The following is a 12,788-nucleotide window of genomic DNA, read 5'->3' on the forward strand; positions in this document are numbered from 1 at the left end:
CTATTCTTGATTTAATTTGCGAATCAGCTCATCAATATGATTACCATATTGAACAGATTCATCCTTTTCAAAAATAAGCTCTGGCGTTTTATATAGCGTTAAACGTTGTCCTAATTCTTTCCGGATCAATCCTTTTGCTTTATCTAATCCTTGTTGCGCTTTTTGTTGATCAGAAGCTAGATCAGATAACAAACTGTAATAAATCGTCGCTTGTTGTAGATCCCCAGTTACTCGAACGTCAGTGATTGTAATGTCTTGTACACGCGGGTCTCTTACGCGTTTTCTCAATATATCATTGATTTCACGCATAATTTCTTGACCTACTCGGCGGTCACGATAATTTGCCATACTGTTTCTCCTTCTCTCTATTTATAGATTATTGTTTGATTTCTTCCATAACGAAGCCTTCAATTACATCATCGACTTTAAGGTCGTTGAAGTTTTCAACCATCGCACCACATTCAAAGCCAAGTTTGACTTCTTTGGCATCATCTTTAAAGCGTTTCAAGCTTGATAGTTTCCCTTCAAAGATCACAATACCATCGCGAATCACACGAACGCCGCTATCACGACGGATAGAGCCTTCCGTTACGTAACAACCAGCAATTGTTCCAACTTTAGATACTTTATAAAGTTCGCGGACTGTCATTTGACCTGTAATTTTTTCCTCAAATTCAGGATCAAGCATTCCTTTCATCGCTGTTTCGATTTCTTCGATGGCTTTGTAGATGATACGGTGTAAACGGATATCCACTTCTTCTTGCTCAGCTTGTTGTTTTGCTTGTGGCGTCGGACGAACGTTAAACCCAATGATGATCGCATTACTTGCTGCGGCAAGCGTTACGTCACTTTCATTGATTGCTCCAACTGCCGAGTGAACGATTTTCACACGAACACCTGCAACTTCGATTTTTTGTAAACTTGCTGCCAATGCTTCTGCTGTACCTTGTACATCTGCTTTAATAATCACGTTAACATCTTTCAACTCGCCTTCTTTTAGGCTTTCGAATAAGTTGTCTAACGTTACACGATTATTTGAAGAACGTTGTTCAAGAACGGCGCGTTTGCCACGTTCTTCCCCTGCTTGACGAGCTGTTTTTTCATCTTCAAAGACTACAAAACGATCTCCTGCTTGCGGTACATCATTTAGACCAGTGATTTCTACTGGCGTTGCTGGACCTACTGCCTTATCACGACGACCAATATCATTCGTCATAACACGAACGCGTCCGAATGTATTTCCGACTACGATTGGATCTCCAACTCGTAATGAACCTTGTTGAACAAGCAATGTCGCAACAGGGCCTTTTCCTTTATCTAAACGAGCTTCGATCACTGTACCGATTGCGCGTTGCGTTGGGTCAGCTTTCAAGTCTTCTACTTCAGCAATTAAAAGAATATTTTCTAATAATTCTTCAATGTTTTGATTGAATTTCGCCGAAATATTCACGAAGATCGTATCTCCACCCCATTCTTCAGGAATCAAGCCATGTTCGCTTAATTCTTGTTTTACGTGATCAGGGTTGGCACCCGGTTTATCAACTTTGTTGACTGCTACGATAATTGGTACTTCTGCTGCTTTAGCATGATTGATGGCTTCAACAGTTTGCGGCATTACACCATCATCTGCTGCAACAACTAAGATCGTAATATCTGTGATACCAGCTCCACGAGCACGCATGCTTGTAAACGCCGCATGTCCTGGTGTATCTAAGAAAGTGATTGGTTTGCCATCGATATCGATTTGGTACGCACCAATATGTTGTGTGATACCACCCGCTTCACCAGAAGTTACACGTGAATTACGTAAAGTATCAAGCAATGTTGTTTTACCGTGGTCAACGTGACCCATGATCGTTACAACTGGCGGACGTGTTACAAGATTTTCTTCAACTAATGCTTCTGGTTCGAAGAATTTATCGATATCAGCAACATCGACTTGCACTTTTTCTTGTGGTTCCATTCCGTAATCTACTGCCAATAGTTCGATTGTTTCTTTATCTAGGGATTGGTTTTGATTGACCATAACGCCCATCATAAATAGTTTCTTGATGATTTCAGCTGGTTCGCGATGAATTTTCTTCGCGATATCGGCTACGTTCATTCCTTCAGTATATTCTAATACATCTGGTAATTCACGGAATTTACGCGCTGGTACAGCTGGTTTTGTAGATTCTTGGTATTTACCTTTTTTGCCTTTTTTATTGTATCTGTTGCGGTTTTGGTTATTGTAGCCATTACGGTTACGATTTTGGCCTCCGCCACCACCAAAACTGTTGTTACGATTTCCAGAATTAGTATTGTTACGGTTTTGATTGCCTTGTGTGTTAGTGCTATTTTGTCCTTGTTGAGCTGGACGGTTTTGATTTGTGTTTTGACTATTTCCTTGGGTGTTACGGTTTTGGTTATTGTTATTGTTACGGTTTTGAGTATTTTGTTGTCCAGATTGTGCTGGACGATTTTGATTGTTTTGTTGCGGACGGTTTTGCTGTCCTTGATTTGAACGGTTTTGAGTCATATTTTGGCTGCTTCCTTGCATGTTTCGATTTTGGTTGTTGCGATTTTGATTATTTGTTTGTCCAGATTGTGCTGGACGATTTTGATTGTTTTGTTGCGGACGATTTTGTTGTCCGTTTTGTTGTTGCGTTCTTTGTTGATTTTGGTTTGGTCTATTTCCATTTTGGTTAGCTGGTTTTGGATTTGCTGGTTTTGTGTGTGCTTGACCACTTTGCGCTGCTTGTGGTTTAGCCGCAGGTTTTTGTTGTGTATTTGCAGGTTTGTTTCCTCCAAATGAGTTGCGAAGTTTTGATTCGTCCTCAGAAGAAATTGCGCCCATGTGGTTTTTCACATCCATACCTAAAGCATGTGCTTTTTCGACAACATCTTTACTCGATTGATTGATTTCTTTTGCTAATTCATAAATTCTTTTTTTTCCCATGCAATCACCTTCCTAACCTTTGTTTAGTTCCTTGAACTTAGTCGCAAAGCCTTGGTCATTGATTCCGATCACCATTCGCGGTCTACCTATCGCGTGGCTTAACTCTGAATGTAAAAGCGACTCACTACAAGGAACGTTGTAATAAGAACATTTATCCTTTATTTTCTTTCTTGTATTGTCACTAGCGTCAGATGCAACAAAAACGTACTTTGCTTTATTGCTGCGAATATCACCGATAGTCAATTCTTCACCGGTCACTAGTTTTCCAGCTCTCATAGCCAAACCTAATAAATTCAATGTTTTTTCTTTATCCATTGCCGAACAACTCATTACGTGCTTTTTGGTGTTCAACATAACCTAATAATTCTTGATAAAAATCATCTGTCAACGTTGTTTCCAACACGCGGTCTAAAATATGCTTGTCCCAGGCTTCTTGGACTTCTTTAGGCTCAAGTGAAACATACGCTCCACGTCCAGGCATTTTTCCTGTCGGGTCAATTGCAACTTCGCCCTCTTTTGAACGCGTGATTCGAACTAATTCTTTTTTGGGTTTCATTTCACCTGAAACAACAGATTTGCGCATCGGGACTTTTCTTTTTTTCATTTGATTCCCTCCAAATCGTTAGACTTGTTCTTCGTCTTCTGCTGTCTTTTCTGCGAATTCAACATTTTCATACTCATCAGCAGTCAAATCAGATGCTACGATTGCGTCATCGTGTACTTCTTCTTCTACAGTTTCTTGATTGTCTGCACGTTCTGCATAATAAGATTCCATTTCAGATTCTGGTTTGATATCGATTTTAAAGCCAGTTAATTTAGCCGCTAAACGAGCGTTTTGACCTCTTTTACCGATAGCAAGCGATAACTGATAGTCTGGTACAACCACTGTACATGCTTTACTATTATTTTGATCGAAAATAACATCCACTACTTGTGCTGGATTCAATGCGTTGCTGATGAAAACTGCTGGGTCTTCACTCCATTCAACGATATCCATGTTTTCGCCTTTTAATTCATTAACGATCGCTTGTACACGTTGTCCTTTTGGTCCAACACATGTTCCAACAGGATCAATGTTTGGATCTGTCGAACGAACTGAAACTTTTGAACGATCTCCTGCTTCACGAGCAATGCTGACGATTTCTACAATACCATCATACACTTCTGGAATTTCTTGTTCAAATAATCGCTTTAACAGGTCTGGATGACTACGACTAACAAATACTTGTGGCCCTTTTGACGTATTTTCAACTTTAGAAACATACACTTTGATACGATCATGAGGTTGATAAAATTCATTTGGCATTTGGTCTTGTTTAGATAAGACAGCTTCAATCTTGCCTAAATTGACATAGATATAACGGCGGTCTTGTCTTTCAACGATTCCTTGCATGATATCATTTTCGTAAGCGCTGAATTCGTTATAGATAATATTTCGTTCAGCTTCACGAACGCGTTGTAAGATAACTTGCTTAGCCGTTTGCGCTGCAATACGACCAAAATCTTTCGGCGTTACTTCAAAACGGATTTTATCGCCCATTTCGTAAGCACCATTTACTTCCATCGCTTCTTTTAATGACACTTCAAGTTGTGAATCAAATACTTCTTCGGTTACTTCTTTAACGGCATAAACATGGATATTTCCTTTTTTACCATCAAATTCTACTTCTACATTTTGGGCTTGCCCATAATGTCTTTTATATGCGGAAACTAATGCTGCTTCCAGTGCATCAATCACAATCTCTTTAGAAATACCTTTTTCAGCTTCTAATGCATCTAGTGCATTTAACATTTCTTTGCTCATTTTTTTATCATTTCCTCCTACTGTCTAAATGAAAGGTGAACGGAGCTGATCAACCTTTTGCAGGTCGATTTTTGCATCTCGTGATAAGCCAAAACCAAAAAGTTTAGCTTGGTTTTTATAGTTGTTTAAAACTGAATTGCTAAACGAGCTTTTGCAATGTTTTTTCGTTCAAATGTATAGTCTTTGACTCTTGTTTTAATTTTGACTGTCAACGTCAACTGATCTTTATCAAGTGTTTTTAAGATACCTTCAAATTGCTTTTCACCATCGATTGTTTGATAAAGTGAAACATGAATGTATTCTCCAACAGCTTTTTCATAGTCGCTTTCTTTCTTCAACGGACGTTCCGCTCCCGGAGAGGACACTTCCAGAAAATATGCTTGGGGAATCGGATCAGGATCCATAGCATCAAGCTTTTCATCTAGCTGTTCACTAACAAGTGCACAGTCTAAGATATCAATACCGCCTTCTTTATCGATAAAAACACGGAGAAACCAGTCTCTTCCTTCCTTGACAAACTCTACTTCTACAAGTTCAAAATTTTGTTTTTCTAAGATTGGTGTGACTAACTCGGTAACAGTTTCCACAACAGTACTCAAAATTTTCGCCTCCTTCGAGATTTATGTAACGTACTAGATTTTCAGAAAAAATTAGCTTGTTTAGCTAATCTATGAAAAGCCGATGAAATCAACATTCCATGTTCCTTTCTTCTTATGTTACTCCATTAAAAAGAGTGAGCAGAAATCCGCTCACTCAAACTAGTATCATTACTTATAATGTATTCTAACACACATTTTCTGAAAACTCAAATTTGCGTTATTGAAACCCTTTAATCACTCTCTACTTCTTCCATATTTCCCGCTCTTGTCCCCTATTTATTCACTCTAAGAGTGGCCAACGCAATAATAAGAACAATATGAATCGTAAAAAAGTGGAATAATCCATAAAGTGGTGCTAACAAATAGCAAAATGGATGTTTAAACATATAATGTACATTTCTAGCATATGCTGACAGACAGGTTAGAAGCAGACAAAATAGCCCATCTTGCCAGTCAAGTTTCCAAAATACCAAATCAAATTATAAAATATGGCAACTAAAAAGATAACCCATAATACGATTTCGGTCATTGACCATAAAAAGACAATTGGCTTTTTGCATAACTTGATCTAAGACATAATTAACACCGCCAAACTTCCTCAACTGGATAGGTTTGCGTTGCCAGTCCTACTAAAAGCGTTAAAATTACTTGTTTACTTCATTAAAAAGAGTCTTTCGACGATCAAGTAGTTATCTATTTTCTTCTTATGAGCTTAGTATTTTTTCATAAAACAACTCCTCCAACAAATTTATTATACTTTTCTCAAAAATGTGTATATATCTTTATTCAAAAAAACAATATTTTATATAAATAATTAATAAAATGAATTTTTTATAGAATATTATTTCATCATTGGAAAAATTCGACAGCATTATATCCCACACTTTTCCACTAACTTACTTCCCTTTTAAATCCTTTTGTTTTACTATAAATAAGAGTAGTTGAGAGGAGATTTCAAAATGGCACAAATACAAGTTATCAAAGTATCCAAAGAAACAATAAAAAAGATGCAGACCTTCTATGAAAAAAATCGTTTAAATAAAGCTGTTCCGTATACCGAATTCGTTGCAAAAACAGGTAATACAACCATTACAGCCTATACATCTGGAAAAGTTGTTTTTCAAGGTCCAGATGCTGAAAGAGTCGCTGCTAAATGGGGAAAACCAATTCAAAAAAAAGGAAGTAGCACATCTTCTAAAAAAATAATAGACCCGTTACCAGCAAACTTCAGTCAGCTTTCTGTTTTAGGCAGCGACGAAGTCGGAAACGGTAGTTATTTCGGCCCTGTTACTGTCTGTGCAGCTTATGTTGATAAAACGATGGTCACTAAGCTCAAAGCACTTGGCGTGAAGGATTCCAAAGAACTGACTGATCCACAAATCGTGCAACTTTCAGCCGTTATAAAAGAATTGATTCCCTATAAATTATTGATCGTTGAGCCAGAAAAATACAATCAGATTCAGCCAAAATACAACGCCGTCCATATGAAAGTCGCATTGCATAATCAAGCTATCCATTTGTTATTGAAAGAAATTGCACCAACGAAACCCGAAGCGATTTTAATTGACCAATTCACCCCAGAAGCCAACTATAAAAAATATGTACACAGCGAACAAAATCAGGTTAGTGAAAAATTGTATTTCATTACCAAAGGGGAACAATATCATGTCGCTGTTGCAGCAGCTTCAATCATTAGTCGAGCAGCCTTTTTAGAGGAATTGGACAAAGAATCGAAAGAATTAGGTATGAAAGTACCCTCAGGAGCTGGAACAACCTCTGATAAAATTGCTGCTAAAGTTTTGGTTAAAGGTGGAATGGAATTACTTGGCAAATATGTAAAACTTCACTTTGCCAACACCGACAAAGCAAAAAAAATTGCAGCAAAAATATAAAAAACTACCTAAGACAGCCTCTTCCTGTCTTAGGTAGTTTTTTTATTCCGCTTCTTGTATTTCTTTATCTAAATCAGCATAATCGATCGCTGTATGAATGAACGTTTCATCATTTTTTGGAAAATGTTGTAACAACGAATCCATCGGTGCCATTTCTATCGTACCACTTTCCAATTCATATTCCATTAAATGCCCGCCAAATGTTTGAGCATCATCTATAAAATGCAAGTGAAAGTCTGCCGCTGCCACTCCTTGGAATAATTCTGGCGTAAAAAAACCAACGATAGTCCCTAGAACATTTTCCTTAATAAATTCTGGCTGCTCTTTAGATACCTCCACTAATCGTTTATATGGTTTTTCTTGTTTAGGCATTACACGAATATGGACTGAATTAAATTTTCCATAAAGTTTAACAGCATGAAACAGATTTTCACTTTTTAAATGACCATGAATCAATTCATTGACTTTCAGATTATCGATTGGACCCTCAACGGAAACCTTTACCGTCGGCTTAAACATCGTAACAGCCGCATAAGGGGTTTCTTGTTCATCTTTAACAGGAATCAATGCGCCATCTTCTCTTCCTTGATATGCTTTCCCATCTAAAATGATCAGTTCTCCATCTAACTTAGACAATGTACCAATACCAAAATCACCTTTTTTCAAAATAGTTGCGATCGTCTCGGTGCCATCCATAAGACCTGCCATTAAAGCACCTAGTGTCCCATGTTGATATAAAACTGTTTCTTTTGTCATTATTATCACCTTTCTAATAAAACTGATCTGGTAAAATTGTTTCTCCTAATGTTTCATTGTCTCGATAATCGATTGGAATGTCTATCACTACTGGTCCTTGGGTCTTGATTCCAGTCAAAATTGCCGCTTCTAATTCTTTTGCATTTGTAGCTCTTAATCCTTTTGCACCAAACGCTTCAGCATATTTCACAAAATCTACCGGACCAAAATCAACGCCCGAGCTTCGATGATATTTGAGTTGTTCTTGAAATTCAACCATATTATATCTGCCATCATTCCAAACCAAGTGAATGATCTTGAGTTTCTTACGAACCGCTGTTTCAAGGTCTTGCGCCGAAAATAAAAATCCGCCATCACCAGAGATAGATATTATTTGTGTGTTTGGGCGAACTAATGCTGCAGAAATAGCCCAAGGAAGTGCTACGCCTAATGTTTGCATACCGTTACTAAACAATAAGTGTCTGGGTTCATAGCTTCTAAAATGACGAGCCATCCAAATGTAGTGACTACCAACATCCACAGTCACTGTCATCTCATCTGTGACCAGACTTTGCAGTGTCTCTATCACTTCTAGTGGATGGATCAAGCCATTTGCTGAATGTTCCTTTACAGTATCTCCCTTGATTAGTTTTTCATGTAATGATTCTAAATCATGAGTCGTTTCTTCTGATAGTTTTTTAGCCTCAATACTCGACAAAAGAACAGTCAATGTTTCTGCAATATCACCGATCAACTCTCTATCTGGTTGAAAGTAATAATCGATTTCAGCTGGCGTATCATCGATCACTACAATGGCCGAGTCCCCTTCTGCATTCCAATTTCTAGCTTCATATTCAATTGGGTCATACCCCACAGCAATTACTAAATCACTACGCTTTAGTAACATATCTCCTGGTTGATTCCGAAAAAGTCCCACTCGACCAAAAAAATGATTTTCTAATTCTCTAGAAATAACACCTGCTGCTTGAAACGTTTCAACAACTGGAATATTGGTTTTTTCAACTATTTTCCGAATTGCGTTTGCTTCTTTTTCAGTTGAGGCTCTCATTCCTACTAAAAATACTGGGAGTTCCGCTGCTTGTATTTTTTTTGAAAGATATTCTATATCTTGTGCGGAAGCTGAACCAATTTTGGGATCACTTAGTGGCTTGATTCCAACTGATTCAACTGGACCATCTACTACATCTTGAGGAATACTAATGAAACTGGCACCTTTTTTTGAGGCTTTTGCCAAGCGATACGCATTCGCTAGTACTTCAGAAATAGTCTCTGGGTCTTGAATTTCTGCACTGTACTTAGTGATAGGTTCAAACAGAGCAGCATTATTCATACTTTGATGTGTCAATTTAAGCAAGTCACGACGTTTCACTTGACCGCCAATTGCTAATACAGGATCACCTTCTGATGTTGCGGTCACCAAACCTGTTGTTAGATTGCTGGCACCTGGACCGCTAGTTGCAATGACTACACCTGGATTTCCAGTTAAACGACCCACAGCTGCTGCCATAAATGCAGCGTTTTGTTCATGCCGAGTAACGATCAATTCCGGGCCATCATCAACCAACGCATTAAATAGCCCATCAATTTTTGCGCCAGGTATCCCAAAAACATACTCAACTTGATGATTTTTCAAACTTTCTACAATAACATCAGCGCCATTTCTGCTCTTTTCCGCCATGTGTTACACACCTTCCCTAACTATGTTATATACATACAAAGACCAATAATTAAAGCAAAAAAAGAGATACAACTTTAAAATAAAAGAGTTAAAGTGACACAGTTTTAAAACCTGTACTACTTTTCAAGTATAGCACTCAAAGTTTTTTTTGTTTAATGATTTGTTCGACAAAAAACTAGAGGCTGAGCTATAACTTTATAAAGTTATAGCTCAGCCTCCAGAAATCCGAATAAACGACAGGAGCAGAAACAATGTCTTCTAAAATAAACACTCTGCCCGACGTCTGCTCTCATTATTTTTCGTTTCGATAGTTTAAACGCTCATCAGCTATTTGACGCTCAAAGTCCATACCATAGCCAAAATCGTAAATGTTTCCAAATTCATCCTCATAGCATTTCATATCCACCGCTACATCTTCTTTTTGCTGCTCAACAGTTTTCATATCTGCTGGCATTTGAAATGGCAACAAGCCAGATGGTTGATGTTCACCACTCAAAATACTTAATACGGCTTGTGTTTGAACACCAAAATCAGCAATGATCACCCCCACAAATGGCTCGAATTCTTTCACGATCGTAGGGTTTTTCATTGTGAGAGAAACAATGATGGGCAAATCTGGAAATTCTTTTTTTAAAGTCAAAATCGTTTCAAGATCGCCTACATTTGCTGCTGTGTTACTTTTCCCTAAATAAGACCGATCATCTCCAGCTAAGCTTTTTTCGCGAGCAAACTCAGCTGTATATTTCTGATAGCGTAAACTTATCGGTAAATAACCATTTCCGCTTGTACCACTCGCATAACCAACTGTTTTAGGTGATGCCAGAAAGACTAAAGCCACATCAGCTTTTTCTGGTGAATCAACTAGCTGGAAGTATTTCCCAACGATTTCAGGATTGACAGGAAATTTTTCACACGCTTGCTGTACATTTCCAAACCAATCTGCTGACTCGCCAATTTTTTGTTTCGGAATATAGATTTTCGTTTGCTTTTGTAATGGCAGTAACTGATTCTTATTTTTTAATAACACTAACGATTTTAGTTGTGCCTTATAACCACTAGCCATAAATTTAGGATCACCAACTATTTTTTCTGAACGTTCTGGCGATACATAAGGATTTTCAAAAAGGCCCGTTTGGAAAATATTTTTTAGTAATCTGCGCGCTGAAATCCGAAATCTTTCTTTCATGACTTGCTCTCCATGCTCAATCACACCTAAATGATAGGCCGCCAATACAGGCGCAATCTCATTATTGCCTCCAAATTGGTCTACGCCTGCTTTTAAAGCTTTATAATGCCGCTCTTCAACTGTTGCCTTTTCAACTCCCCAGCTTTTTCCACCAATAAACTGATCTAATGCCACTGCATCTGCTGTAATAGACCAATCTGTACAAACAACGCCATCGTACGCATATTTTTTTCGCAATAAATCATTGATGATATACTCACTAAATCCGTTCCCGACATTTTCCCCATTTTTTTGATCTTGATCATAAGAAATAGTGTAATACGGCATCACAGCTGATGCTTTTTCGGTGCCTCCACTTAAATCAAACGCTCCAGTTAAAAAAGGTTGGAGATGTTCATCAAAATTATTACCTGGATAAACCGCATATTTTCCGTAGCCATAATGTCCATCGCGACCCGCTTCACCGCTTCCACCACCTGGCCAATGTTTAACCATTGCGTTGACACTTTCGATCCCCCAACCCTTTTTTTCACCGAGGGTCGTTTGAAACCCATCACAATATGCTTTAGCCAAAGCCGAAACTAATTTCACACCTTCACCAAACGTTCCAGAAAAACGCATCCAACGTGGTTCTGTTGCCAAATCAATTTGCGGTGATAATGCCGTTGTAATACCCAAGGCGCGATACTCTTTACTAGCAATCTCACCAAATTCTTTCACTAATTCTGGGTCAAATGTAGCAGCTAAACCTAACTGTTCTGGCCACTTTGAAATATCCCCACCTGCTCCAGCGTTGAATTCTGTATCAGCAGTCGTGCTGTGTCTTGGATCTGAGCTAACATTTACTGGAATACCTAAATCTAACCCCTCTGCCATTGCTTGTAAATTGTTAGACCACTCAGCAGCAATCCTAGGAGAATCAACTATTGTCAATAAGACATGACGAATTTTATCTTCCTTTAAGAAAGCTTTTTGCTGATCTGTCAATTTTGTCAAAGAACCGTTATAGTCATCTAATGATTTACCGTCATACGTTCCAGAAAACATTTTTACGAAATGATTTTGGCTTTTAGATACAGTTTGATGTCTACTATATAACATCAATCCTGCAATTTGCTCAATCGTTAATTTTGCAACTAAATCTTCTATTCTTTCTGCTAAAGGTAAACGCCAGTCTTCATATGGGTCTAAAATACCATTTTTGTTCAAATCTTTGAACGCGAACCCCTCGTCTTCAATCAATGCAATACCAGATGATTCTGCATAACCAAGCGTTGCACCGTTCTCATTTTTGACGAGAGTCCAATTCTCTTGAGAAATTTTTGTATAGCTCATCTATTCCACTCCTTATTTTACTTAAAAAGAAAACGCATTCTTTTCCTTCTTCTATCTTACAATGTTTTTCGGCCAGATGCGATAGTCATTTTTATTTTTGGCATTTTACGTTTATTTAAGAAAAGGTAAAGAATGGATGTCATCCTATTTTTTTTATTCTTACGTCATTCATATTAAAAGCCTTTAACGACAGATTTCGTTGCTTAAAATAACATTTTCCCCTCCCTTTTAACGAAATATATTATAAAAAAATTAACAATTGTCACATTGACTTTACTAGGAATATTCACTATATTTAAGGCGATCTGAATAACTTGTTAGGTGAGGCTCCTATGGAAACACAGGCTACTGCTCAAAAATGTCGAAAGACAGGAATGGGTAGGACAGGAATTGTCGAATTAAGGCTTTTCACAAAGTAGCTAAAAGCTCTGCTTTTTACGTTTCATAGTGCTAAAACTCAACGATGAGAATGATGAAAAGCTTTATTTGTGCTGAAATCAATCCCCCTTCGCTGAGTTATTCTAAGCGAAGATTTTTTGTTTTGATACATAATGCTGGTACGCTTCAATTATTTTGGGAGGTGAATTCGACTATAGATAA

General features: G+C 37.8%; 10 protein-coding genes and 1 riboswitch. Of the genes, 1 reads left to right on the plus strand and 9 read right to left on the minus strand.

Going from position 1 to position 12,788, the window contains the following annotated elements; all coding sequences use genetic code 11:
- From rbfA to rimP, 6 genes are all read right to left on the minus strand, one after another.
- Nucleotides 1–348: a 30S ribosome-binding factor RbfA gene (rbfA, locus tag I586_RS02940; protein ID WP_010764659.1), complete on the minus strand. Its 348-nt coding sequence runs from the start codon at nucleotides 346–348 to the stop codon at nucleotides 1–3.
- A 28-nt stretch (nucleotides 349–376) separates the two neighbouring features.
- Nucleotides 377–2,938 (minus strand): translation initiation factor IF-2, encoded by a 2,562-nt coding sequence (gene infB / locus I586_RS02945; RefSeq protein ID WP_010764658.1) that lies wholly within the window; start codon nucleotides 2,936–2,938, stop codon nucleotides 377–379.
- Nucleotides 2,939–2,950: 12 nt separating this feature from the next.
- A complete protein-coding gene (locus I586_RS02950; RefSeq protein ID WP_010764657.1) occupies nucleotides 2,951–3,253 on the minus strand; it encodes a L7Ae/L30e/S12e/Gadd45 family ribosomal protein in 303 nt (100 codons plus the stop codon).
- Nucleotides 3,246–3,542 carry an RNase P modulator RnpM gene (gene rnpM / locus I586_RS02955; protein ID WP_010764656.1) on the minus strand — a complete coding sequence of 99 codons (297 nt, stop codon included), beginning with the start codon at nucleotides 3,540–3,542 and terminating at the stop codon, nucleotides 3,246–3,248. The genes I586_RS02950 and rnpM overlap by 8 nt, the downstream gene beginning before the upstream one ends.
- 18 nt (nucleotides 3,543–3,560) lie before the next feature.
- On the minus strand, nucleotides 3,561–4,742 hold the full coding sequence (nusA, locus tag I586_RS02960) for a transcription termination factor NusA (protein WP_010764655.1): 1,182 nt from the start codon (nucleotides 4,740–4,742) through the stop codon (nucleotides 3,561–3,563).
- A gap of 125 nt (nucleotides 4,743–4,867) precedes the next feature.
- Nucleotides 4,868–5,341 (minus strand): ribosome maturation factor RimP, encoded by a 474-nt coding sequence (rimP, locus tag I586_RS02965; RefSeq protein WP_010764654.1) that lies wholly within the window; start codon nucleotides 5,339–5,341, stop codon nucleotides 4,868–4,870.
- A 959-nt stretch (nucleotides 5,342–6,300) separates the two neighbouring features.
- On the opposite strand from rimP, the gene rnhC reads away from it, so the two are divergent.
- Nucleotides 6,301–7,233, plus strand: coding sequence for a ribonuclease HIII (rnhC, locus tag I586_RS02970; protein ID WP_010764653.1), 933 nt, complete (start codon nucleotides 6,301–6,303; stop codon nucleotides 7,231–7,233).
- 42 nt (nucleotides 7,234–7,275) lie between these two features.
- Here the strand turns inward: rnhC and budA are convergent, their stop codons facing one another.
- The 3 genes from budA to I586_RS02985 all read right to left on the minus strand — a co-directional run bounded on the left by budA (nucleotide 7,276) and on the right by I586_RS02985 (nucleotide 12,188).
- Entirely contained in the window at nucleotides 7,276–7,989 is a 714-nt protein-coding gene (budA, locus tag I586_RS02975) for an acetolactate decarboxylase (RefSeq protein ID WP_010764652.1), read from the minus strand.
- 13 nt (nucleotides 7,990–8,002) lie between these two features.
- Complete coding sequence (gene alsS, locus I586_RS02980) at nucleotides 8,003–9,667, minus strand: acetolactate synthase AlsS (RefSeq protein WP_010764651.1); 1,665 nt, start codon at nucleotides 9,665–9,667, stop codon at nucleotides 8,003–8,005.
- Between the two features lie 292 nt (nucleotides 9,668–9,959).
- A complete protein-coding gene (locus I586_RS02985) occupies nucleotides 9,960–12,188 on the minus strand; it encodes a glycoside hydrolase family 3 protein (RefSeq protein WP_010764650.1) in 2,229 nt (742 codons plus the stop codon).
- 306 nt (nucleotides 12,189–12,494) lie between these two features.
- Nucleotides 12,495–12,664: riboswitch (M-box (ykoK) riboswitch) on the plus strand.
- The last annotated feature ends 124 nt before the right edge of the window (nucleotides 12,665–12,788 follow it).

This window comes from Enterococcus moraviensis ATCC BAA-383, from assembly GCF_000407445.1.
Classification (GTDB): Bacteria; Bacillota; Bacilli; order Lactobacillales; family Enterococcaceae; genus Enterococcus_L; species Enterococcus_L moraviensis.